This is a genomic window from Microcoleus sp. AT8-A3 (assembly GCF_036705675.1).
Taxonomy (GTDB): Bacteria; Cyanobacteriota; Cyanobacteriia; order Cyanobacteriales; family Microcoleaceae; genus Microcoleus.
Genome location: NZ_JAUBVD010000015.1, coordinates 37,254 through 61,847 on the forward strand (window position 1 = coordinate 37,254; position 24,594 = coordinate 61,847).

Consider the following 24,594-nt stretch of genomic DNA (forward strand, 5'->3'; position numbering starts at 1 on the left):
ACTCTTCCTTAATGTCCCAATAGCTTATCCCGCAAATGCTTAATCCGATCGCGCAATTTACCCGCCTCCTCAAACTCCAACTTCTTAGCCGCCGCCTTCATCTGCGCTTCCAACCGCCCGATTAACTGAGGAATCTCATCCAAAGATAACTCGTTCACCTGTTCGTAAACCTCCTCCAACTGCTGAGAATTCAGCTTGCGCGACACATCCAAAAATGCCAAAATCGCATTACTCGATCGCTTTTTCGCGATCGGCTGCGGCGTAATCCCGTGCATCTTATTGTACGCTAGCTGAATCCCCCGGCGTCGATCGGTTTCGTCGATCGCCTTAACCATACTGTCAGTCAAATTATCCGCGTATAAAATAGCCTGTCCCTGAACGTGCCGCGCCGCCCTTCCAATCGTTTGAATCAACGAACGTCCCGATCGCAAAAACCCCTCTTTATCCGCATCCAAAATTACCACCAGCGAAACTTCCGGCAAATCCAAACCTTCCCGCAGCAAGTTAACCCCAATCAATACATCAAACTTACCATCCTGCAAATCTTGGATAATTTCGATGCGTTGAATCGACTGAATTTCCGAGTGCAAATACCGGACTTTAATAGCTCTCTCCTGCAAATATTCGGTTAAATCTTCCGCCATCCGCTTCGTTAAAGTCGTCACCAAAACTCGCTCGTCCCGACTTACTCTCTCCTTAACTTCCCCCAACAAATCATCAATTTGTCCTTGCGTCGGGCGCACGAAAATTGTCGGATCAACTACTCCGGTAGGGCGAATTACTTGCTCTGCAACTCGGCCTTCCGATATTTCCATTTCCCAATCCCCAGGGGTAGCAGAAACAAAGATGCACTGATTTTCTTTTGCCCAGAATTCCTCTGCTTTTAAAGGGCGGTTATCGGCCGCGCTGGGCAAGCGGAAACCGTGTTCGATCAATACTTTTTTGCGCGCTTGGTCGCCGTTGTACATCCCCCGAATCTGCGGCACTGTGACGTGAGATTCATCTATCACCAACATCCAATCTTTCGGGAAATAATCAATCAAACATTCTGGCGGTTCCCCCGCATTTCTTCCTGCCAAATGTCGCGAATAATTCTCGACTCCGTTGCAGTAACCTACCTCGCGCAGCATTTCCAAATCGTATCGCGTGCGCTGTTCCAACCGCTGAGCTTCTAATAGTTTACCCTGTTTTTCAAATTCTGCCAGTCGGTCTTCTAATTCGAGTTCTATTCCTTGGCAAGCTGCCTCTAATTTATCTTCTGCTGTGACAAAGTGGCGCGCTGGATAGATATTTAAAGCCGTTGAACTTTGCAGAATTTTACCTGTTACCGGGTCAACGTAGCGAATGGCATCGATTTCATCCCCGAAGAATTCAACGCGAATAATTCTATCTTCGTAAGCGGGGCCAATTTCCAAAACATCGCCTTTGACGCGAAATTTGCCTCTGCCTAAATCTATATCGTTGCGGCTGTATTGGACGTTGACTAAATCACGCAAAACTTGCCGCTGGTTGACTTCCATTCCTACTCGCAAAGGAATAGCCGCTTTCAGGTATTCTGCGGGCATTCCTAAACCGTAGATGCAGCTAATTGAAGCAACTACAATTACGTCGCGGCGTTCAAAGAGCGATCGCGTAGCTGAGTGCCGCAACATATCGATCTCGTCATTAATTGCGGCTGTTTTCTCAATGAAAGTATCGGTGACGGCGATGTATGCTTCAGGTTGGTAGTAGTCGTAATAACTGACAAAGTATTCGACTGCATTGTTCGGGAAAAAATTTCGCAGTTCGTTGCACAGTTGAGCTGCCAGGGTTTTGTTGTGTGCTAGGACTAAGGTGGGTCTGCCGACTTTTTCAATCACCGAGGCAATGGAGAAGGTTTTGCCCGTACCTGTGGCACCGAGTAAGGTTTGAAATCGATCCCCGGCTTCGATGCCTTTGACGAGTTGGGCGATCGCTAGCGGTTGGTCGCCTGTGGGCTGGAAGGGCGCTTGCAATTGAAAAGATGCTGCCGCAGTTACCATAGGAAAATGTAGCTATTACCCATAAATCTTAACAAAAATGCAGATATTCTGCAATTTCTCTAAGAAAATAGTTAGACTTTTTGACACTCCCCAGCTATCAAGGCGAGGGGATTCTTTGTTCACAGACTCAACTTGCTTGCGACTGGATTTCTCCAGCCAAAGTAGAGGTCGAATCTCCCAAAGCGTTCGGGTCTTTGACCCAAGTTCCGGTATGCCCTACCGTACTCAAGGCTAATTTCAGAATGTTAATCGCGGCGTTCCAATCCCTATCCATAACAAATCCACATTCACAAACGTGGGTTCTTACGGATAGGGATTTTTTGACGATTGCACCGCAGTTAGAACATTTTTGCGAAGTATAAGCAGGATTGACAGCAACCGTTACCCTGCCAAACTTTACGCCAAAATATTCCAACCACTTCCTGAATTGATACCAACCAGCATCGTTAATCGATTTAGCCAGACAGTGATTCTTTGCAAGATTCTTAATCCTCAAATCTTCGTAGGCGACCAAATCGTTAGATTGGATTACGTAACGCGCCAGTCTCTTAGCGTGTTCTTCACGTTGCCTACTTATTTTGAGGTGTGCTCGCCCTAATCGATTAATTGCTTTCTTTCGGTTGGCAGAGCCTTTCTTTGTGCGAGAGACACGTCGCTGTCGAAACTTCAACCGTTTCTCGCTTGTTCGGTAAAACTTGGGATTTGGTTCAGTGTGACCGTCGGAGTCTGTATAAAACTCTTTCAAGCCCACGTCCAATCCAACTGTTTTACCTGCTGGCGTTGTATCTACATTGTGATCAGCACTGATTGCCAACTGAACGTAGTAGCCGTCAGCGCGACATATTAAGCGAACTCGCTTGATCTGATCGATTTGGTAGAAGTTAAGATCCCACGTCCCTTTTAGTTTGAGCTTGCCAATTCCCTTTTTGTCAGTGAATGTGATTTGCTTCCGAGTTTCTGAAAGTTTCCAACCGCTGACTTTGTACTCAACAGACCGACTGTTTTTCTTGAAAGTCGGATAGCATTTCTTTCCGGGAACGGCTTTCTTGCAGTTGTCGTAAAACCGAGCAATCGCAGAATAAGCCCTTTCCACAGAAGCTTGGCAAGCACTAGAATTCAAATCTTTGACAAAGGCAAACTCTTCTCTGAGCGCAGTGATGTGCCGATACAAGTCTTTTTGCCCTACTCCTCGGTTGTCTATCCAAAATCGGATGCACTTGTTCCGAACGAATTGAGCAGTTCTGATTGCCTCGTCTATTGCTGCGTACTGATTTGGTTTGCCTTTAGCCTTGAATTCTAAAACGAACATTTTACGTGAGAACTCGCTACGTTAAAAGTCTAACACAAAGCCGTCCTATAAGGACGGGGCTTTAAACCCAAGTTTTTGGTAATATTATTTTAATCATCGGCCCAAATAGAAAGCAGAAAGCCCACAAAAGCAGTTGTCCGAACCCAGCAATCAACAGTAATAAGCGAGGAAAAGAATTATGGATACGAGGAGCACAGGTACAGGCAAAGGCAAAGCACTCGCCCGCCGCGGCAAAGGCAGTTCCAAAAGCCAACCGACAGAACCCACGGATGCCAAAGCAACAGGAATTCAACTTTATCGGCCGCAACTCATGCATGACAACCGCCCCGTCGGCCCCGACGATTTTACCATCAGCGAGACCGTCTCGATATCGGGGAACCGCCCGATCGGCACTAGCACCCTGCATATCAGCGAAACCTACGGCATTGTAGGCAATCGCCCGATCGAATCCAGCGACTTTGAAGTGGTTGCTACACTCGGCAATCGCCCGATCGGTTCCAGCGCCATGCAAGTCAGTGAAATGTTCAGTATGTCCGGTGCTCGCCCTATTGCAATCAGCACTCTTCACATTGATGAAGTTTACTCCACAATGGGAGGAAACCGCCCTATTGCCTCAAACGAAATTGACGATAGCTCGACATTAATGGGCTTCTTAGATTAATTAGTCAATTGTTAGTTGACCGTTGTCAGTTGTCAGTTGACTGTTGTTATTTCTTATTGGTTACCTGCTACTAATAAGCAATAACCATAGCACTTCTGGGTTTAATGAAGTACGTCTGGTAATTGGTAATCGAGAGGGATGTATAGCGGTTTTCTCTTGAAGTGAAATGCTAATCTGTAGGGTGCGTCGCCCTCAGATGAGAAATGAAACTTGCAGATTTTTCCGGGCGACGCACCTTACCCTTATCAATAGCGGATCTAACAATTTGTGGCGTCCAGAACAGTAATAATTACAGTCAACAGTCAACAGTCAACTAACTACTTCCCGATACCCTGATATTTACTCAATAAAGCAGCAAAGCGCTTGTAATCCACAGGCTTCCTCACATACTCCGCCGCTCCAAATTCCAAACCCTGATTTTGGTCGTCCAAAAAAGTTATCATAATCACTGGAATATCAACCAAATCTCGATCGGCTTTCAGCGCAGACAGCACCGCCCAGCCGTCCATACTTGGCATCATCACGTCCAGAATAATCGCGTCGGGCAGCAACTCCTTCGCCAACAGCAGCCCCCCTTCACCGCTAGCCGACGATCGCACCCGAAATCCCTGTTTCGACAAGCAGCGAGTCATCAAATCCCGCGCATCTGGATCGTCATCAATCACCAGCACCGTAGCAGCATCGGGCAGATCCAGCGGTTGCGATCGCACTTCTTTTTGCTTCGCTTCAGTCGCCGCTACACTCGTTTCCAACTCCTCGCCATACTTCGGCTGCATTTCTTCAATTTCTCGATCTTCCTGCGCTTCTTTTGGGTTTTTAACCGCAATCGGCAACCGGATCGTAAAACTAGAACCGCAGCCAAACTCACTCTCAACGGTAATGTCTCCGCCCATCATCTGGCAAAACTTCCGGCTAATTGTCAGCCCCAAACCGGTGCCACCGTATTTGCGGGTAGTAGAATCGTCCGCTTGAGCGAAAGCTCCGAACAGCCTCGACACCTGATCCTCAGTCATGCCGATGCCACTATCGGTGACTTGAAACACGATCGACGGCTGTTGACACCGAGAAGGATCTGCCGAGAGTTCTTCGGAATTGCCGACCGACAAAACCTCCCCTTCTTCCTTCCAAACATTAATCGTAATTTTGCCTCGATCGGTAAACTTAGCAGCATTGCTCACCAAATTCAACAGCGCTTGTCGCAGCTTCGACGAATCCGAGTAGATCGTGCCAATATTGCGATCGCAATTGACGATCAAAGTATTGCCATTTTTCCCTAGCGTCGGTTGAACAGTAGTGACAACTTGCTCGATCAAATCCCACACCTCAAAAGTCTCCAAGAAAAGAGTCATCTTTCCTGCTTCAATTTTAGAAATATCCAGGATGTCACTAATAATGTAGAGTAACTGCTTGCCAGCCATATTAATGCTTGCCAAATCCATCACAAACTCTTCTTCGCCGAGTTCCAGAGCCTCTTCTTGCAGCAGCTCGCTGTAGCCGATAATCGCATTCAAGGGCGTCCGCAACTCGTGAGTCATATTTGCCAAAAAAGTGCTTTTTGCCCGGTTGGCAGCTTCCGCAGCATTCTTAGCGACTTCCAATTCCTCCGATCGTTCCTCTAGCTGCTGCTGCCGCACCTCCAAACCGTTGAGCAAACTGCTAATTTGCTGAGCCATTGTATTGAGAGTAGAAGATAGCACCCCGATCGCGTCATTAGAAACCACCGGCGATCGAGCCGTCAAATCACCGCTAGCCATCTGTTCGGCAGTTTCCCGCAGCAAGCCGAGATTCCGAATAATTGCCGACACCGACACAAAACCCCCTATTCCCGCGATCAAACTCAAAGCCAAAGCCCCCATCAGCCAGTGCTGAGTGCGGCTCGCCACAAACAGAGTTTGCTGCACCAACACCGCCATTGCGGCCTCAGAAACCCCCGCAGGAGCTGAGGCCGCCTCTATTGCCAGCAAATAGTTCTTCATCTCCACAGAACCCATCCACCCGACTCCCACCGCCATCCAAGTTATCAGTACCAAGATGACAAACAGCCCGCTCAAAGACGCCCGAGTTCCCAGAGAAATCCCCCTCGTAGCAAGTGCCGCCGCCCAAGGATAGCCCTTGAGAAAAGGATCGGGCCGAACCGGTGCGCCGGAATTCCAAATCTCCTCAATTTGACCGTCCAGCCTCACCTTGCCAATCCGCACTGTTTTCCAAATATGCTGAGTTTGGGCATCTATTTTTACCTTCCCCGAAGGCGCTGCAAACTCAATATTTTTAGCAGCCGCCCTGACTTTAACCACATTTGTCGAACCAGCTTTTTCTACTGCTTGCTTCCACAGGTAAACGCCCAAATAAGCTGCTTCGATCGGGTCATCCGTGACTCGATTTTCCCCGTATCGGGCTTTATAAGCCTTGACAAATTTACGATTTTCCGGTGTATCCACCGTTTGAAAATAGTTCCAAACCACCAAATGTCCAGCAATATTGGACGGCCCGATCGCCCGCACTTCCTCTTCTGCTACGCTAACCGACATCACCGGCAAATCATCGGGTTTCACGCCAGCTTCCCGCAACTTTTGGAAAAAAGCCACATTGCTGTCCCCGTTGAGAGTGTTGAGAATCGCATCCGGTTTCACTGCTAAGATATGTGCGATCGCCTCGCCCACTTCCCTCGAACCCAGCGGCAGATACACTTCCCCCGCCAACTCTCCCCCCAGTGCCGCCAGTTGAACTTTCACAATCCGATTTGCCGTGCGGGGAAAGATATAATCCGAACCCAACAGGAAAATTTTCCGCTTCCCCTGTGCCAGCAAGTAATTCACCCCAGGCACAATCTGTTGGTTTGGGGCCGCACCAGTGTAGAAAATATTCGGACACTTTTCTAGCCCTTCATACTGCACCGGATAGAACAGCAAACCGCTGCCGTGTTCAAAAACCGGCTGTACAGCTTTGCGGCTCGCCGAAGTCCAACAGCCAAATACCACCGCCACCTGCGCTTCTAGGAGCAATTGCTTAGCTTTTTGAGCAAAAGTTTGCAAATCGCTGGCTCCATCCTCTATAACCGCTTCCAAGGGGCGTCCGAGCACCCCTCCCGCCGCATTAATTTCCTCAACAGCCAACAGCGTCGCATCTTTAACAGAAATTTCGCTGATGGACATCGTGCCCGTCAGCGAATGCAAAACGCCTATTTTGATCGGCTCACGAGTCGAGCCTGCTGCTGCGAGGGGGTTACTGCTCCTTGCTCCCATAGGGTTTTAGATAATTTTTACTAATAACAGAAATTTTAGTTCGATCCTGCACGAAGTTAGCCTTGAGGCTAAATCTTGTTTAGCAGATTATTTAACCCGATCGCCACCAAACGTGGAAATTGCTGCACCCTGTTGATTTTAACTGTCAAACTCTCAGCATAGACCTAAGTCTGGACTAAACAGCCTCCCATTTCTCTCTTCATCTTTTACCGATGTCCAAAGAGCCTCATACAACAACATTCGACACTTAATGCCATCGCGCGCGCTGCAGAACAATTCTCCCCCCTCCTCGCCGTTCCCCAACTCATTCACAGCCCGCGCCTTGCTACTCACCAAGCAATCTCACGCACTATTCCCCTTCCCCTATCTCCTTTCGGGCTAATGCAATTTTCCGTAATTTATCTTAACTATAAAACTCAAAACTCTTCACCAGCCCCTATCTCCCTTCAGACAGAGGGAAGCCCTCGTGATTTCCCTTATGATAAATATAAGGTTAACTTCTAAGTACCCTTGTTAAAAATAAATTTTGCAAACAATAGGGGAAAAACTAATGAATAGTCAAGAAAACGCGACCCACACTGGCAGCGAAAATCAAGTCACGCTACCAAAATCAAAGGAAACCTTGCTCGGCGAGGAAACAGAAAAAGCCCTCGGCCAGCAAAAAAAAGAAGATGCTCAAACTATGCACGCTGTCGAACAGTTTAAAGAAGAACTTCAGCACAAAATTGATGAAGAATGTCATCACAAGGTAGATTAAAACTACTAATACGGAATTTTTTCGGGTGTGGGTAAGATACAGTCTTGCCGACACCCGCCTTTTTAAGGCAGAATTAAAGATAATTTTAAAATTATAAATTCTTTTGGGTTTAAAAAAATACTCTTGGACGCACGGGCGACCATCCAGCATTTTTTTACAAAAATAAATACTTAATTGCAGCCAGTAGAAGCGGTAAAAAAAATGCGGCAAGTATGAAAGTGGCAGTCCGTCTAAAATTTTAAAATAATTTTTCCACATTCCCTATTCCCTATTCCCTATTCCATTTGTTATTCATTCTTTCTTCCTAGAGGTAGAGTGCAACGCAGCTCATAGTTACCTATGATGAGTTTAAGTAAAAAATGTCAAATTAAATACAGATAGGGAGAAACCCATGACCACTAAAGATAGAGCAGAGGCAACTGGCAACAACATCGCAGGCAAAGCTCAAGAAGCCCTAGGTAATATTACTGGCGACCCGAAGGATAAAGCAGAAGGCAAAGCCAAGCAGGCAAAAGCTGAAGCTGGTCACGCCATCGAAGATGTAAAAGATGAGCTCAAAAAGAAACTAGACTAAGCCTAATACTAATTGAGAGGGTCGAGCAACCTGACCCTTTCAAGTATTCAAGTTGTTTTCAGAAGGGAGGAAAAAAGGTGAGTTTATTGCAGCAGAGTCGCAAAATAATTGCGGGCGTACTCTTGGTATTAATGCTGGCTATTACGACTGCGTGCGCGCCCAGCGTTTCAGCCCAAAAACCGAGTGATGTACCTGTAGCAATTGGTGGCAGTCAGGGTTATTACGCGCAACTAGAACGTGGCAATACCGCCGCAGGTCAAGATTTTGGTAAATGGGTAACAAAGACGGCTCAGGGTCTTGTTCAGGATGCTTACGTGCGCGACAATAACAAGTTGGGAGTTGTAATTACTCCGCAAGTCCGCCCGACTGAAGTGAAAGATTTGGCCAAATCTTTAGCACAAGGTTTTCACCGCAATTTTCCAAATCAAGATGTAAGTGTTTTGGTTTACGCTCCTGACAAAAAACTGATTTTGACTGCTAAGTACGACCAGCAATCAAATCAAATTGAATACAAGTCTTGACCGAGTTAGCAAGCTTAAATGATAGCCGCGAGGCGGTTTAATATTCGGCAGTTTTTTGATTGCGAAGCCATCTCAATTTAAGACTGAAATGTTGTGTAGATTGGAAGAGAGTTACCATGAGTAGCAGCGATAATTACAAGCGTCAAATCATGAACGATTTAGCCCAGGGCGATCGAGAAATGATGCCGCAGACAACTGGTGAAGATTACGAAAACTTTGACGATTTTGCTCAGAGAACTTCGCCCGCTCAGCGCAAACAATTATTCGGGCGTTCCCTGAATCACGACTCCCTCCCGCCGGCTCAGTTGGAACCGGAATTGCAAAAGGCGATCGCCCAAATTAAGCCAAATGAACGCGACGATGTAGCGCGGGAATTCTTCAAGCATTTGGGCAAGAGAGGATTGGACGATCGCAAATTGGAAAAGCAGCTAGGACTTTCTACCCACCACGCCAGCCGCATGAATGCTGACGATGTTACCAAGTTGGCCTCGTTTACCTATCACAATCACCCGGATATTTTCCAAGAAGTGCTGGCCGAACAGCCAAGTTTGATGAAGTTTTTGGGAAATCCAGTTGTTGCAGGTATTTTGGGAATAGTTGCTGCTAAATGGCTCAACAACCGCAAATAATCTTGGATTCAGACAAGCCTAAAAACTGATAATACCTGCCGCAAATAAAAGGACGATTGCCTGGGCGATCGTCCTTTTATATTTTATATCTCGTCCGGTCAATTCCCTCCGCTTCGCTTTACCCGAAATCAGGTAGGGGCGGGTTCACGAACCATATCTGCCAATAATTGACAATCTCAAAAACCCGCCCGGCCGGGATATTAGGGTCAATCGATCGGACTAGATGTTATATCTAGTCCGGTAGTAAAATAACCGCGATCGCGTTTTTATGGAGGATTTTAGTCATCATAAAACTCACTCAAAATTTAGTCCTCAGTACAAACATCTTTGATGGCGGTCGTTCGAGGAAACATAAGATTATAATACTAAATCCCGATTGTTTAAATCTTAATTATGGGGTTCCTAGCGGTTCCGGTAAGTAAAAAAACTTGCCAATTACTGATTACGAATTACTAATTATTGCTTAAAGCTAAAAATAACTGCACCGCAGTCAACAGCGGTATACCTGACACTCCGCAAAATTAAATGTAGGATTAAGTGTTGTCGTGAATCAGAAAAAAAAGATGAACATATCCACTATTTGGCGAAAACTCCGCAGCCAGCAAGCCTTCTGCTTGGCTGCAATCCTCGCAGGTTGCCTGGTATTTATCGGTTGTTCCCCCGCACAGTCAACGGCTGGCAATTCAGTCGATCCCAAGTTCAAAGAGCAAGTCTTGCAGGTGATCCGCGAAAACCCGCAAGTAATTTTAGAGTCTGTACAAGCGTACCAGCAACAGCAGCAGCAGTCTCTCAAAGCAGCGCAGGAATCATTTTTGCAGGAGATGAAAACTAATCCCAAATCGGCGATCGGGGATTCTCCCACTACGGGCTCACCTTCCCAGCAAATTGTACTTTTAGAATTCTCTGACTTTCAATGTCCGTTTTGCGCGCGCGCTCACGATACTGTCAAGCAGTTTATGGCAAAACACCAGGACAAAGTTACTTTAGCTTACAAGCATTTTCCCTTAACTTCTATTCACCCTCAAGCGCTACCGGCAGCTAAAGCAGCTTGGGCGGCGGGGCAGCAGGGCAAATTCTGGGAATATTACAGCGCTTTGTTTGAAGGGCAGAAAGATTTAGGCGATCCATTGTACCCATCGATCGCCCAAAAGCTCAATCTAAAATTAGATAAATTCAACACCGATCGCAACAGCCCCGCTGCAGAAGCCGCCATTGCCAAAGACGTGCAACTTGCTCAACAACTAGGCATTGAAGGCACTCCGTTTTTTATTATGAACGGCGAAACTTTCTCCGGGGCGGTCGAGCTTTCTGAGATGGAAAGCATTCTCGCCTCTGTCTCGAAATAAGTAATTCCTGACTCTTGGAAACCGAGTATAAAAATGCGTTCCCAGCCAAAGCAGGCTGGGAACGAGAAAAACCCGAAAAACTCGAAAAATCTTTGATTAAACCGCAGCCAACTCAGGAGTCGGGCGCTTGCTGTGGCGGATACCCTCGATCGCCGCTGCGTAATCATTCGCCTTAAACACAGCAGAACCAGCAACGATCGCATTTGCGCCCGCTTCCAGAACCTGCCAAGTATTGTTCCCCTTCAAACCGCCATCTACCTCAATCCAAGGATCGAGGCCCTTGTCGTCGCACATTTTACGCAACTGGCGAATTTTCGGCAAAACAGCCGGGATAAAACTTTGACCGCCGAAGCCCGGATTGACGCTCATAATCAGCACCAAATCGCAAAGTTCCAGCACGTACTCGATCAACTCCAAAGGCGTCGAAGGATTCAGAACCACACCAGCCATTTTCCCCAATTCCCGAATTTGGCCGAGGGTGCGGTGCAAGTGAGGCGAAGCATTGTGTTCCGCGTGAACCGAAATAATGTCAGCACCAGCCTTAGCGAAGTCCTCGACGTACTTCTCCGGCTCCACAATCATCAAGTGGACATCGATTACCTTGGTAGTAACAGGGCGAATTGCCTCAACAATCAGCGGCCCGATAGTAATATTAGGAACAAAGCGACCGTCCATCACATCTACGTGAATCCAGTCAGCCCCAGCTCGATCGACAGCCTGAATCTCTTCTCCAAGACGGCTAAAATCGGCTGATAATATGGATGGAGCAATAACGATGGGTTTTTGGGATTGGGTCATGGCTAAGTCTGTTCTCCTGACTGCTGTGCTGTATCCAGTTTATCAAAATACGGGTCTCCGGGTCGAAAAGTTGCCAACGATCGGTCGCGAGATTGGGAGGGCAGAAAAATTTGGCCTGTGACAGACAATTTTGGCGATATCCCCAGCCCTGCTCTCGGAATTTTGGTTTAGGATATAAATTTTCCCTCTAACAAATAACTTGTGTGCAAAATCTCACCTTCTGCAAATTTTGAGTACCGAATTGTCAGTAACTCAGGGCTAAAGCCACTGAGCTTGTAGGAGAAATCGAGCAAGCTATGCTGACCAGACCCCTCGCAAGAGGAGACGTTATTTAGGTCACGACACCGGCGAATGCGACGCCAGTTTTCCGCTCTGTCACCTGCGATTAAACAGTTTTAAAGTCACTGAAACAGTGTCGCAGGTCTAACAAGCCTTTATAACCAGGTCTGCACGAACATTACCCCGCAAGGGAGACTGAGGCAACCATACCTCATCGGAGGGGCAACCATACCCCTCCAACCCGACAGGGGAAAGATTCAAGGCGATTGAAATCGCCGAGTCGTTTTCCTCTCAGGACTGAAGTCGCTGAGTTTCCCACTTACCGAGTTTTTTTATGAAAAATACAGATCCCTTAGAAAATCCTGAACTCGATCGTGCCAGTCTGTTTGTATTAATGATCCCAGTCATCGGCTTTTTCCCAGCCCTGTGGACTCTTTACCGCCGTCAGGGTAGTCCCGAACGCAAAGCCATCAGCCGCTTGGCAATTGCCCTTGCTTTTAGTTGGCTCTTAGGACATATTCTTTTAGAAGCTGGAGCGATTTCTGCGGAATCTCAGACACTTCCCATGTTATTAATGAGTAGCCTGCTAACAACCAGCTATTTCATCGTTGCTCTGGGACTGATGGTTCGCCTCTGGAAGCGTCAACCGCTATGGTTGCCTGGAATTAGTCGCTTAGCCGAGCAAGTAGTAGGCAAACATTTATCATAATTTAGGGTTTTTTTAAGCCCCTACCCTATTGATTGAGTGCGTCTTCAGCTTGATACTACATATTGCCATTATCTTTTTTATTTTTGTTGTGTGTGAGGAAGCCAGTGCCAGCTCAAAAAATTCCTAATCAAGACCCTATCCAACAATCAACTGCTCAACCTGCAACCAAAAAATCGAACCAGCCCCATCGAGGCCGTTGGCTGGGTTTTGGTTTTGGTTTGGCTGGAGTAGCCATGCTCTCAGCCACAGCCGGAGCGTTGCTAGCCGTCTCCCTTTCTACAACGCCGCTTCAGCAACAAAAGTTGAGCCCTGAAGAAGCAGCCGTATTTTCTCAAGGCGACATGGCAAAGCTCAACATGAAGATGCCGGAGCTGACTCGGCCAGTTAATATTTTAGTTTTAGGGCTTAAAGTTCTGACCTCTGACATCGAAGGAAGTGTCAACAAAGATGTCGGACACGAGGTTTGGGAAAACTCATTTAAGGGCTTAACCGATACCATGCTGTTGGTGAGGTTTGACCCTCAAAATAAAAAGTTAAGCGTGCTTTCCATTCCGCGAGACACCCGCACCTATGTTGAAGGCAGGGGCGAGGTGAAAATCAACGAAGCTAATTACCACGGTGGCCCGGCTTCGTCAGCGAAGGCAGTCAGCGGACTCCTGGGCGGTGTGGGAATTGACCGCTACGTCACAGTTAATATTCATGGCATAAAAAGTTTGGTCGATGCCCTGGGTGGCATTACTATTAATGTCCCTAAAGACATGAAATATACCGATCACAGTCAGCATTTATATATAGATTTAAAGGCTGGCAAGCAGAAACTCAACGGCGAACAAATCGTGCAATATTTGCTTTATCGGCACGACGATTTGGGCGACATCGGGCGGGTGCAGCGCCAACAATTGTTGATGCGGGCTTTTGTGGAACAGGAAGTAAATGTAGGTTTGCTGTCTCGACTACCGAAGATTTTATCGGTGATTCAGTCTCACCTTGACACGAATTTGAGTATAGAAGAATTGGTAGCTTTGGCTGGTTTTGCTACTCAAACCGATCGCGCTGGCGTGCAGATGTTGATGGTTCCCGGCAAATTTAGCGATTCTAAGGACTACAAAGCAAGTTTTTGGTTGCCCGACCAATATGCCATCGAAACTATGGTGGCGGAACATTTTGACTTCGGCCAAAATACTTGGACAATTGAGAATGCTGATTCGACTTTTCTGAAGGTGGCGATTCAAGATAGTACCGGAGATCCATCGGCTGTTGAAGATTTTGTCAATAATTTGACTCAAGCCGGTTATCGGAATGTTCAGGTTTATAAAGCTTGGCCCGAACCGCTGGAGGTAACTACTCTAGTAGCTCAACAGGGCGATATTAAAGGTGCTCAAGCGATTCGCCAGTTTTTGGGTTTTGGAGATGTGTTGGTTGAGAGTACCGGTTCTTTGAATTCGGATGTCACAATCAGATTGGGTCAGGATTGGTTGGAGAAAAAGGCTCAGTCCGGCAGTGTGCCTAAGTCTTTTTAAACTGGATTTTAACTGGGGTATTTGTAGGGACACAGCATTGCTGTGTCCTCTTATTTTCTGTTGGTAGAGATGGAGGCGATCGCTTTTTTGTCTATTTACTGATAGTATATTTTTGGGTGATGATGAATCACGATCGCAATACCGATACTTCCCTCCGCAGTCACAAGTGAAACAATAATCAACGAGGGAAAGCTTAAGATATTTTATCAAGGTAGGGTTGATGAACAAGGGTGATAAAATAGACCGACAGCGAGAACATCAGGCAAATGAACGCACCTTTCTGGCATGGTTACGAACTTCACTGGCTTTAGTTGGTTTTGGGTTTGCAATCAGTCGGTTCAGTTTATTTCTCCGTCAATTGCAAGCTACAGTGACTCAGCAAGAAGTTTCCTCCCCTCCCTTCTTCAACTCCGAAACTTTAGGGCTGAGTCTGGTCGTTTTTGGGATTGCGGTCATTGCCTTAGCAGCATGGCGTTATAATCGAGTATTCTGGCAAATTGAGCGAGGTGATTATCGCCCAAATCGTGTGCTAGTTTGGATTCTAACTGGAGTTGTAATGATTTTAGGAACGTTAAGCATTCCGTTGGTGCTATGGCGCGATCGCGCAAATATAGCTCCCACTTCAACTCCTAAAAACTCTCAATTCTAAGTTAACCCGATCGCTTAGCTAAAGTGCCTCTTCCTTTGTTGATTAAAGGGGAGGATTGTCGGCAAATCTCGATCGCTCTTTAATCCAATCGAGTAAAATAGGATTGACCAATTCCGGCGCTTCATCCTGGGGACAATGGCCCACTCCCTCCAAAGGAATAAACTTTTCAACAGCCGGAAACTTTGCCAATTCTCGCCCCAAGGCGATCGGCTCCCAAGGGTCATCCGTACCCCACAAAATCAAAGCCGGACAGCTCAAACGCGGCAACAAATCCTCCGGTAGCGGGCCTTGAGAATAACTGATAAAGGCCACAAATACTTCAACTGCGCCGCTGTCTTTAGCAGGTTCCAGCAGCATATTTACCAGTTCGTCGCTGACAGCTTCAGGACGGTGATAAGCTTGCAAAAGCACTTTTTTTACTGTTTTTGGCGTTGCTAATTGTTTAAAAAATAATTGACTTATCCACTTGACATTTAAAACTTTTTGTGCAATTGGCGCTCCAAAACTGCGATACCAAGGCATTTCGGCGCGTTTGCGATCGTGCAGCAAGCGTAGGGAACAATTGAGTAAAATTACGCCAGAAGCAATATCGGGAAAATCAACAGCCGCTTGCATAATTGCCACACAGCCGATCGAATTTCCCACCAAAAAAGCCGGCCCGCCCGCAACTTCCCGACAAAAATCAGCAATTAGCTGACCCCAAGTTTCAAAAGTATAGTCAATCTCAAGCTTGGGCGCGGGTTTAGCAGAACCGCCAAAACCGATGAGGTCGATCGCATAACAGCGGCAATCAGCAGCCAGCGCCGGCAAATTCTTGCGCCAGTGGCCCCAAGACGCACCAAAACCGTGGACAAACACCACCGCAGGCCCCTGGGAACCCGCAGCCTGGTAGCAAATCGGAAAGCCTTTCCACAGCCAAGTTTGAGGCGAAATAAGTGTTGACGAAGCGGGAGTAGAAGATGTCATGCGATTTTAGATTTTAGATTTTAGATTTTAGATTGGGCATGGGGCATAGGGCATGGGGCATTGTTAGCTGCTGACTGCTGACTAATGACTAATGACTAATGACTAATGACTAATGACTACTTTGCAGTTAGAGCCGATAGTATGTCACGATTAAACCTGCTGACTTCTTTGCTGTATTAAAATTTCCCTTATGCCAACGATCGTTTCCACAGCAGTCGTACCATTTCTGGGGTCTGAAATTGTACCCGACTACGACACCGCCAAAGTAGTAATCTTACCAATTCCCTACGAAGCTACCACCACTTACCGCCGGGGGTGCGAAAACGGGCCCGCCAAACTTCTAGAAGCTTCTCATCAACTCGAGTGCTACGACGAAGAATTGGATGCCGAAGTTTGCTACGATGTCGGAATTTATACAAAAGAGCCGATCGCCGATACCCGCAACAGACAACCAGTTTCATCCTCAGAAATGCTGCAAGTAACCCAAGCAGCAGTCTACCAGCTAGTTACCGAAAATAAATTTGTCATCTCCCTCGGAGGCGAACACAGCATCACTGCCGGCGTTGTCGAAGGTTATCGCCAAGCATACCCGGATGAACCTTTCACAGTCGTGCAAATTGACGCCCACGGCGACTTGCGACACGAATACGAAGGCTCGATTCACAACCACGCCTGCGTGATGCGACGTGTTGTCGATATGGGCTTACCGACACTGCAAATCGGGATTCGCGCTATCTGCAAGGAAGAAGCCGACTTGATTAAAGCCAAACAGCTAAACGTGATTCGAGCCAGAGAAATTGCTACTCAACCGGATTGGGCCGATCGCGCAATTGCCAGCATAACAACTAAGCGAGTATTTTTGACGATCGACTTAGACGGCATCGATCCGACTTTAATTCCAGGGGTGGGAACACCCGAACCGGGCGGGTTAAATTGGTATTCCCTCACCGCATTTTTGCGCCGCGTCTTCGAGTCCTACGAAGTAATCGGGTGTGACATTATGGAATTAGCACCTATTGTAGATTCTGTCGTCTCAGAATTTACCGCCGCCAAATTAGCATACAAACTTATTGGATACCAAGCTCTGGCTCAAGGTTGGCTAAAGCCAGACGAGGAATAAATCGCGAAGCACGAATCACAATAGGCTGTTGGCAAGGCTAGAATTAAGCTAAAGCCAAACAACAGCCAATTTTATTCGTGCTGACAGTTTCATCTTTCATGCTGGCAAATACTCCTCTTCACCTCCTGAAAACATGAGTTTACTAATGGATACAACGGGTACTCCCATTAACGGCTACGCTCCCGATTTTGAACTGCCGGGAGTTGACGACGAAGTTCACCATTTAGCTCGATATTTAGAAAAATTTCGGGCGATCGCGGTGATATTTATGTGCAATCATTGCCCTTACGTGCAGTTGTATCTCAATCGCATGAAAGAACTTCAAGCAGATTTTCAAGATCGAGATGTTACTTTAATCGGGATTAATGCTAATGATGCAAACCAGTATCCCGACGACAGTTTTGAGAATATGAAAATTTTTGCCACCAACAATCAACTCAACTTCCCGTATATCCGAGATGTTGCTCAAGATGTGGCTGAAAGTTTTGGGGCTTCTAAAACCCCGGAGGTTTTTTTGTTAGACCAAGACGGCAAACTGCGCTATAAAGGTTTAATTGACGACAACGCTGACGATCCGGCGGCGGTGCAGGTTTCTTATCTGCGGAGTGCGATCGACCAATTGCTCAACAGTCAACCCGTTGAGCCTTCAACTACAGAGGCAATAGGCTGTTCCGTCAAATGGCGATCGTAGGCAGATTTAAAATTAACGTTCCCGCACTAATTATTAACTGGTTCCCTGGCTGTGCCTGGGAACCTATCTCCAGAGGCTCTGCCTCGTCAAAGACTGGATGAAAATTGGAGATACAGCCTCCGAATCTGCTTTACTAGGCAGAGCCTGGTAAGGAGTAAAAAGATTCAAAACAATTGTCTGTGAACTTAAAAAGTAGACGTATTCCCAACTTAATTTTCGCAGTCGCCTTCCTGCTAGCACTGCTGATTAGTTGGAACTTATTTAAGAACTTTTCCTCAGTCGATACGTTGCAGCGCACCTCCTTAAACGTATCCGCTGCTATCAGTCTCTCGAAAGCTTTAGGGGAAATCAAAACTGTTTATCAAAGCAGTAATCCGAATTTTACTATTACTTATAATTTTGGTGCTTCCGGTGCTCTAGAACAGCAAATTCAGCAGGGAGCACCGATAGATGTATTTTTCAGCGCCGCCACCAACCCAATGGATGCTTTGCAGCAATCTAACCTGCTAATTAACGACACGCGCCGCAATTTGCTGACAAATCGCCTGGTTTTGATTACTCCCAAAAACGGTGTTGCTTTGAGCGATTTCAAACAGTTGACAGATGCCAGAATCAAGAAAATTGCGATCGGCGAAGCCAAGAGCGTACCTGTCGGACAATACGCTCAGGAAATGTTAAATAAACTTGGATTGTGGGGGCAAATACAGCCAAAATTAGTGCTAGGAAATAACGTCCGCCAAGTGCTGACATTCGTCGAAAGCGGTAACGTTGATGCTGGTATAGTTTATGCGACTGACGCCACAGCCTCCGACAAAGTAACTGTGCTGCTAACGGCTGCCGAAAATTTGCATTCGCCCATTGTTTATCCGCTGGCAGTTATCAGAAACAGCCGCAATCCGGCTGCTGCGAAAAGGTTTGTTGACTTTTTGGGGGGCGATCGGGCTAAAATAGTATTTCAGAAATACGGATTTGGGATGGCTCGCCAATTAGTCTCATACAACTGAGATGTTGCACTATTCTCAATTACTTGTTTAGCAACAGGCTTTCCGGCCTGTTCCACAATAAAATTCACTCTTTGTGGAACAGGCCGGAAAGCCTGTTCTTGAGAATGGTGCAAGATGTGAGATACAACCAAATTTTGTAGGGGCGGGTTCACCAACAATATCTAATTCCCGCCAACAATCTATATAAACCCGCCCTCACACAACAGATAACCTTGTGTATTCAAAGAGGTACATTTCGATTTGCCGCCCAAGTGGGGGCGGGTTTACGGGATTATTTGTATTAGCCGAAGATTGTTGGTAAAACCCGCCCCTAGGAGCGAATCCCCAAATTATACATTTTGATTTATCTTTGGGTGGAAGCGGGTTTAGTAAATTATGTGTTTGAGGCAATTATTGTTGGTGAAACCCGTCCCTAGGATTTATGGAATTTGATATTTCTCCCTTCTGGATATCTCTAAAATCCTCCGCTATTGCGACATTTATTACCTTTTTCCTGGGAATAGCCGCCGCCCGGTGGATGCTTTCAACTCGCATCAGAGGTAAAGCTTTAATTGAAGGGATTTTCATTTCTCCCTTAGTTTTGCCGCCGACAGTAGTGGGATTTTTGCTGCTGCTGCTGTTTGGGAGAAATGGGGCGATCGGGCAATTTTTGCTACAATTCGACTTAACTATAATTTTCACTTGGCAAGCGGCCGCCATTACTGCCACAGTTGTATCATTTCCCCTCATGTACAAAACTGCTTTGGGAGCTTTTGAGCAAATTGATGCCAATCTTCTCAATGCAGCCCGCACTTTGGGAGCATCGGAGTGGCAAGTTTTTTGGCGGATTATGTTGCCGCTAGCATGGCCGGGAATTTTAGCAGGAACTATTCTCGCATTTGCCCGCGCTTTGGGTGAATTCGGCGCGACGTTGATGTTAGCGGGGAATATTCCCGGACAAACTCAAACTATCCCGATGGCAATTTATTTTGCTGTGGAAGCTGGGGATATGAGGCAAGCTGCTATTTGGGTTTTGATTATTCTGAGTATTTCTTTGAGCGTGCTAACTGCTGTTAACTTTTGGACTGATTTACAAAAGATATCGCCCAAACCGAATTCGAGTTATAGATTGCAATCAAATATTCCTAAATTCGCGTCTGTTTTTACCACAAAATCCCAACAACAACCTAAAAACGGACTTTTTTTAAACATTTTTAAACCTCTCTCCAGCTTTGCCTTGGATGTCGGCTTCGATATCGGCCCGGAAGTGCTGGGAATTTTGGGCGCGTCGGGTTCGGGAAAAAGCATGACTCTGCGCTGCATCGCTGGTTTGGAAACTCCAATGAGCGGTAAAATTGCAGTCAATGGCAGGGTTTTATTTGACTCCGCACAGGGCATTAATGTAGCTTCTAAAGACCGCCGCATCGGTTTTTTGTTTCAAAACTATGCTTTATTTCCTCACCTGACTGTTGCTCAAAATATTGCGTTTGGTTTGCAGCATTTATCTGAAAGCGAGCAAGAACTTCGGGTAAAAGAACAACTAATTTCGGTGCAAATGTCGGGAATGGAAAATCGCTACCCGCACGAACTTTCGGGGGGCCAACAGCAGCGGGTGGCTTTGGCTAGGGCGATCGCCCCTTCTCCAGAATTGCTACTGTTAGACGAACCGTTTTCTGCTTTGGATACTCACTTGCGGAGTCAACTGGAACGGGAGTTAATGCTGACTCTGGCTAATTATCGGGGAATTACTTTGTTTGTGGGTCACAATTTAGAGGAAGTTTACCGGGTGTGCAAAAATCTGTTGGTGTTGGCTGAGGGAAAGCCGATCGCCTTTGATACAAAACAGAACATTTTCGATCGCCCCCGCAACTTCACCGTCGCCCAGTTGACGGGCTGCAAGAACTTCTCTGCCGCTAAACCGATCTCCGTAACTCTCGTGGAGGCGATCGACTGGGGCTGTACTCTGAGTGTAGTCGAACCAATTCCCAAATCTCTAGTTTCTGTGGGAATTCGGGCTCATCAACTGAGTTTTGTCAGCGGGTGCGATCGTGAAAATACTTTTGCTTGTTGGATCGCCTCGACTGTGGAAACTCCGCACCGGGTGACATTATATCTCAAATTGCACTCGCCTCCCAATGATTCCCAAGATTATCACTTACAAGCCGAAGTTTTCAAGGAAAAGTGGAGAGCTATTAAGGACAATCCTTTTCCCTGGTATGTTCATATCGAGCCAATTAGGTTAATATTAATGGAAGCCTGAGTTAACTAGCAATATACCGTTAACCGTCAACACTCAACAGCTAAATACATCTTAACCCAACATCAAATCATGACTGAACAAGTTAAAAAAACCGACGCGGAATGGCAACAACAACTAACGCCAGAACAGTTTAAAGTCACCCGCAAAAAAGGAACGGAAAGAGCTTTTAGCGGCGAATATCACGACAACAAAAAACCCGGAATTTATAAGTGTATTTGTTGCGGCACTGAGCTATTTAAATCAGAAACCAAGTACGATTCCGGTACCGGTTGGCCGAGTTTCTACGCTCCAGTTAGCGAAGAAAATGTCAAGTGTGAGTCCGATAACACCTTGTTCATGCGCCGAACAGAGGTACTGTGCGCTGTTTGCGACGCTCATCTCGGTCACGTATTTAACGACGGGCCCAAACCTACCGGTCAGCGTTACTGCATGAATTCTGCTGCTCTTAATTTCGTTCCCAAGGATTGATTCTTTTAGGGGCTAGCTAGAAGCCCAACCCCTACTCCCCACAAAAAATCAATCCGGTTGTGGAACAGGCATCTTGCCTGTTCACCGGCGCATTCACTGAGAAAAAATCAATCCGGTTGTGGAACAGGCATCTTGCCTGTTCACCGGCGCATTCACTGAGAAAAAATCAATCCGATTGTGGAACAGGCATCTTGCCTGTTCACCGGCGCATTCACTGAGAAAAAATCAATCCGGTTGTGGAACAGGCATCTTGCCTGTTCACCGGCGCAGCCGACGCCACAAACAAATTCTCTGGCAGCACAAGCAGGATGCCTGTTCCGGGCAATTGATGTTCAAAATGCACCCATACTGCTATCTTATGGTGGAGGCAAAAAGAGTAAAAAAATAGTGGCGGCATGGGGATGGTATATCAGCGAGTTTTGCTGAAGCTCAGCGGTGAAGCGCTGATGGGCAGCTTGGGCTACGGGATCGATCCGATAGTGGTTCAGTCGATCGCCCAGGAAGTGGCCAAAGTCGTGTCCCAAGGCATTCAAATCGCGATTGTTGTCGGTGGCGGCAACATTTTTCGCGGGGTGAAAGCTGCTTCGGCAGGGATGGATCGGGCAACGGCTGATTATGTGGGTATGATTGCTACGGTGATGAATGCTATCACTTTGCAGGATGCCCTGGAACAAGCAGGAGTGCCAACGCGGGTGCAATCGGCGATCGCCATGCAAGAAGTAGCTGAACCCTACATCCGGCGGCGGGCAATTCGCCACCTAGAAAAAAAACGAGTAGTGATTTTTGGTGCCGGTTCTGGCAACCCTTTTTTTACTACTGATACTACAGCCGCTTTGCGGGCGGCTGAAATTGATGCAGAGGTGATTTTTAAAGCTACTAAGGTAGATGGGGTGTACGATTCTGACCCCCACGTCAACCCCAACGCGCGCAGGTATCAAACCCTCACCTATGCCCACGTCTTGAATCAAGATTTGCGGGTGATGGACAGTACGGCGATCGCCCTTTGCAAAGAAAATAATATTCCTATTATGGTATTTGACCTCTCGGTGTCGGGCAACATCTACCGAGCTGTAATGGGAGAATCTATTGGAACTCTTGTCGGAGGTTTTTGTGAAGTTAGCTGAAGCAGAAGATCATATGCAAAAGGCAGTTGAGGCTACTCAACGGTCTTTTAATACTATTCGGACGGGACGGGCCAACGCCTCCCTCCTCGATCGAGTCATGGTAGACTACTACGGCTCTCCAACTCCGATCAAATCCCTTGCCAATATCGGCACCCCGGATGCGACTACGATCACCATTCAACCGTTCGATCGTACAGCGCTGACCTCGATCGAAAAAGCAATTTCCCTGTCCGATGTAGGACTCGTTCCCAACAACGACGGTTCAGTTATTCGCTTGAACATTCCGCCGCTGACAAGCGACAGACGCCAAGAATTTGTCAAAATGGCCAGTAAGTTTGCTGAAGAAGGTAAAGTTGCAATTCGCAATATCCGCCGCGATGCCGTTGACTCGATTCGCAAGCAGGAAAAAAGCAGCGATATCTCTAAAGATGAATCCCGCGACTTGCAAGATAAAATTCAAAAGCTGACGGACAAGTACGTTGCCAAAATAGAAGAAGTTCTGGCAGCCAAAGAGAAAGATATCACGACTGTTTAGGGAATGGGAAATTGGGCATGGGGAATAGGAAGAGTTTTGAGATTGTTCAGAGCCGGCCGCGAACAACGAGCAGACGCTTAATCATTTGTGAGTTGTGAGTTAAAAACTCAAGATTTCACACTCATTAACTTACCCATTCCTCCTGCCCCATTGACCAATCACCCATTACCAGTTGTCCGGTGAAGGAATTCGTCCTGCCATTTTTAGTGGATTTAAGGCTGCTGAGGCGCTCGATCGAGCTCTTGGATGTGCCGACGACGCTAAGGAGCCTTACACTCAATCGATCGCCCAAGAATGGAACACTCATCTGATTTGGGTCAGTCGCTTGGCTAGAGCATTCTATCAGTTTACAGGAGCTGCTTACAGAGCGGGCGTCAAATTGCCGATGACTACTCAGTTGATGAGCAAAATTTTGTGTGGCGAACCGCGTTATGCCGATATCGCTAACTGCGCTCTTAAAAAGCTGATGCCGCTTTAGAACGAAGGAAGTTCAGCAACGGATTTAACGCATGGATTTTGAGGGAAGAAAAAAGAGAGAATCTTCTTAAATCCCAATTCCTTATTCTCAATTCCTCATTCCCAATAGCGGTAAGGTGCGCCCCTAAGCACCCTAGATAATTGGATTTTGCGTAAATCCTGTAAAATTTAAAATCTAAAATCTAAAATCTAAAATCTAAAATCAAATGATAATTTATTTTTATAAAGTAGAGGAGCCTTATGGCTGCTTTTCTAATTTTTCACTACACGACATTTCTCTGCACGGTCAATATTGGTTGACGGTGGAACATTACTATCAAGCCCAAAAATTTGTCAGCACCGATCAAAGATTAGTGGCGGCGATTCAAGCCGTAGCAACTCCTCAAGAAGCCGCTAAATTAGGTCGCGATCCCAACCACCGGATTCGCGCTGATTGGGAAGCCGTGAAAATTCCCATTATGCGCGAAGCAGTTTTAACTAAGTTTCTCACTCATACAGACATTCAAGCGATTCTCCTCGCCACAGGGGATCGAGTAATTGTAGAGGATTCGCCAACGGATTACTACTGGGGGTGTGGCTGCGACCGAACCGGTCAAAATCATTTGGGTAAAATTCTGATGAGCGTGCGCCAAGAAATTAGTCAGCACCAAGGGCGCTGATAGAAACTCAAATTCTTTCGTTAATTATCATTATATGAAGTTCTACAACAAATGTCAAGTTATCCTAACAATGAAGAATTCTCCTAGTGAGAGTGTAAGATTGCGAGAAATTTATAAGAGCATTAAAATAATAATTATTATTTGCTTAAGTCGCTCTGCCTGTTGAAGGCAAGGGTTAAACTGGCGCGATCGCAGATTTGACTTGCCCCAGCCCACCAGAGGCGATACACCGTCGTCTCTGACAAGTGCGCGACGGATTAATTGTACAGATCGGTTGAGTCAAAAACTCAGGGTGA

At 46.6% G+C, this 24,594-nt stretch carries 23 protein-coding genes; 18 read left to right on the plus strand and 5 right to left on the minus strand.

The features are described from left to right. Positions 1–8: 8 nt before the first annotated feature. Both uvrB and QUB51_RS11495 read right to left on the minus strand, forming a co-directional pair. Positions 9–2,021: an excinuclease ABC subunit UvrB gene (gene uvrB, locus QUB51_RS11490; protein WP_333261482.1), complete on the minus strand. Its 2,013-nt coding sequence runs from the start codon at positions 2,019–2,021 to the stop codon at positions 9–11. A 127-nt stretch (positions 2,022–2,148) separates the two neighbouring features. Further along, a complete protein-coding gene (locus QUB51_RS11495; protein WP_445243049.1) occupies positions 2,149–3,330 on the minus strand; it encodes an RNA-guided endonuclease InsQ/TnpB family protein in 1,182 nt (393 codons plus the stop codon). Positions 3,331–3,508: 178 nt separating this feature from the next. On the opposite strand from QUB51_RS11495, the gene QUB51_RS11500 reads away from it, so the two are divergent. Beyond that, positions 3,509–3,991, plus strand: a complete 483-nt coding sequence (locus QUB51_RS11500; RefSeq protein WP_333056520.1) for a hypothetical protein — start codon at positions 3,509–3,511, stop codon at positions 3,989–3,991. 317 nt (positions 3,992–4,308) lie between these two features. Here the strand turns inward: QUB51_RS11500 and urtA are convergent, their stop codons facing one another. Beyond that, on the minus strand, positions 4,309–7,233 hold the full coding sequence (gene urtA, locus QUB51_RS11505; RefSeq protein ID WP_333056521.1) for an urea ABC transporter substrate-binding protein: 2,925 nt from the start codon (positions 7,231–7,233) through the stop codon (positions 4,309–4,311). A 550-nt stretch (positions 7,234–7,783) separates the two neighbouring features. Here urtA and QUB51_RS11510 point away from each other — a divergent pair. The 5 genes from QUB51_RS11510 (at position 7,784) to QUB51_RS11530 (ending at position 11,060) form a co-directional block, all read left to right on the plus strand. After that, positions 7,784–7,990 (plus strand): hypothetical protein, encoded by a 207-nt coding sequence (locus QUB51_RS11510; protein WP_333056522.1) that lies wholly within the window; start codon positions 7,784–7,786, stop codon positions 7,988–7,990. Positions 7,991–8,381: 391 nt separating this feature from the next. After that, positions 8,382–8,564, plus strand: a complete 183-nt coding sequence (locus tag QUB51_RS11515; RefSeq protein WP_333056523.1) for a CsbD family protein — start codon at positions 8,382–8,384, stop codon at positions 8,562–8,564. A gap of 77 nt (positions 8,565–8,641) precedes the next feature. Beyond that, positions 8,642–9,085, plus strand: a complete 444-nt coding sequence (locus QUB51_RS11520; protein ID WP_333056525.1) for a hypothetical protein — start codon at positions 8,642–8,644, stop codon at positions 9,083–9,085. Between the two features lie 116 nt (positions 9,086–9,201). After that, on the plus strand, positions 9,202–9,714 hold the full coding sequence (locus QUB51_RS11525) for a hypothetical protein (RefSeq protein ID WP_333056526.1): 513 nt from the start codon (positions 9,202–9,204) through the stop codon (positions 9,712–9,714). A gap of 563 nt (positions 9,715–10,277) precedes the next feature. Next, a complete protein-coding gene (locus QUB51_RS11530; RefSeq protein ID WP_333209168.1) occupies positions 10,278–11,060 on the plus strand; it encodes a DsbA family protein in 783 nt (260 codons plus the stop codon). A 96-nt stretch (positions 11,061–11,156) separates the two neighbouring features. Here QUB51_RS11530 and rpe read toward each other — a convergent pair whose 3' ends face one another. Further along, positions 11,157–11,858: a ribulose-phosphate 3-epimerase gene (gene rpe / locus QUB51_RS11535; RefSeq protein ID WP_006632078.1), complete on the minus strand. Its 702-nt coding sequence runs from the start codon at positions 11,856–11,858 to the stop codon at positions 11,157–11,159. Between the two features lie 613 nt (positions 11,859–12,471). On the opposite strand from rpe, the gene QUB51_RS11540 reads away from it, so the two are divergent. The 3 genes from QUB51_RS11540 (at position 12,472) to QUB51_RS11550 (ending at position 15,015) form a co-directional block, all read left to right on the plus strand. Then, positions 12,472–12,846, plus strand: coding sequence for a hypothetical protein (locus tag QUB51_RS11540; protein ID WP_333056528.1), 375 nt, complete (start codon positions 12,472–12,474; stop codon positions 12,844–12,846). A gap of 104 nt (positions 12,847–12,950) precedes the next feature. Further along, positions 12,951–14,366, plus strand: coding sequence for an LCP family protein (locus tag QUB51_RS11545; RefSeq protein ID WP_333209165.1), 1,416 nt, complete (start codon positions 12,951–12,953; stop codon positions 14,364–14,366). Between the two features lie 220 nt (positions 14,367–14,586). After that, positions 14,587–15,015, plus strand: coding sequence for a DUF202 domain-containing protein (locus QUB51_RS11550; protein WP_333261485.1), 429 nt, complete (start codon positions 14,587–14,589; stop codon positions 15,013–15,015). A gap of 42 nt (positions 15,016–15,057) precedes the next feature. On the opposite strand, the gene QUB51_RS11555 is transcribed toward QUB51_RS11550, so the two are convergent. Further along, a complete protein-coding gene (locus QUB51_RS11555) occupies positions 15,058–15,981 on the minus strand; it encodes an alpha/beta fold hydrolase (protein ID WP_333056531.1) in 924 nt (307 codons plus the stop codon). Positions 15,982–16,171: 190 nt separating this feature from the next. Between QUB51_RS11555 and speB the strand changes: the two genes are divergently transcribed. From speB to QUB51_RS11600, 9 genes are all read left to right on the plus strand, one after another. Beyond that, positions 16,172–17,101, plus strand: a complete 930-nt coding sequence (gene speB, locus QUB51_RS11560) for an agmatinase (protein ID WP_333056532.1) — start codon at positions 16,172–16,174, stop codon at positions 17,099–17,101. Positions 17,102–17,234: 133 nt separating this feature from the next. Next, positions 17,235–17,792 carry a thioredoxin family protein gene (locus QUB51_RS11565; protein WP_333056533.1) on the plus strand — a complete coding sequence of 186 codons (558 nt, stop codon included), beginning with the start codon at positions 17,235–17,237 and terminating at the stop codon, positions 17,790–17,792. 179 nt (positions 17,793–17,971) lie between these two features. Further along, the gene (gene modA, locus QUB51_RS11570; protein WP_333056534.1) at positions 17,972–18,796 is read left to right on the plus strand and encodes a molybdate ABC transporter substrate-binding protein; all 825 of its coding nucleotides are present in this window, start codon (positions 17,972–17,974) and stop codon (positions 18,794–18,796) included. Positions 18,797–19,217: 421 nt separating this feature from the next. Beyond that, on the plus strand, positions 19,218–21,035 hold the full coding sequence (gene modB / locus QUB51_RS11575) for a molybdate ABC transporter permease subunit (protein ID WP_333056535.1): 1,818 nt from the start codon (positions 19,218–19,220) through the stop codon (positions 21,033–21,035). Positions 21,036–21,104: 69 nt separating this feature from the next. Next, on the plus strand, positions 21,105–21,503 hold the full coding sequence (gene msrB / locus QUB51_RS11580) for a peptide-methionine (R)-S-oxide reductase MsrB (RefSeq protein ID WP_333056536.1): 399 nt from the start codon (positions 21,105–21,107) through the stop codon (positions 21,501–21,503). A 395-nt stretch (positions 21,504–21,898) separates the two neighbouring features. Beyond that, positions 21,899–22,627: a UMP kinase gene (pyrH, locus tag QUB51_RS11585; RefSeq protein ID WP_333056538.1), complete on the plus strand. Its 729-nt coding sequence runs from the start codon at positions 21,899–21,901 to the stop codon at positions 22,625–22,627. Beyond that, a complete protein-coding gene (frr, locus tag QUB51_RS11590) occupies positions 22,614–23,162 on the plus strand; it encodes a ribosome recycling factor (protein WP_333056539.1) in 549 nt (182 codons plus the stop codon). Before pyrH ends, frr begins: the two co-directional genes overlap by 14 nt. A 172-nt stretch (positions 23,163–23,334) precedes the next feature. After that, a complete protein-coding gene (locus QUB51_RS11595; protein ID WP_333209158.1) occupies positions 23,335–23,640 on the plus strand; it encodes a hypothetical protein in 306 nt (101 codons plus the stop codon). Positions 23,641–23,845: 205 nt separating this feature from the next. After that, on the plus strand, positions 23,846–24,298 hold the full coding sequence (locus tag QUB51_RS11600) for an NADAR family protein (protein ID WP_333056541.1): 453 nt from the start codon (positions 23,846–23,848) through the stop codon (positions 24,296–24,298). The last annotated feature ends 296 nt before the right edge of the window (positions 24,299–24,594 follow it).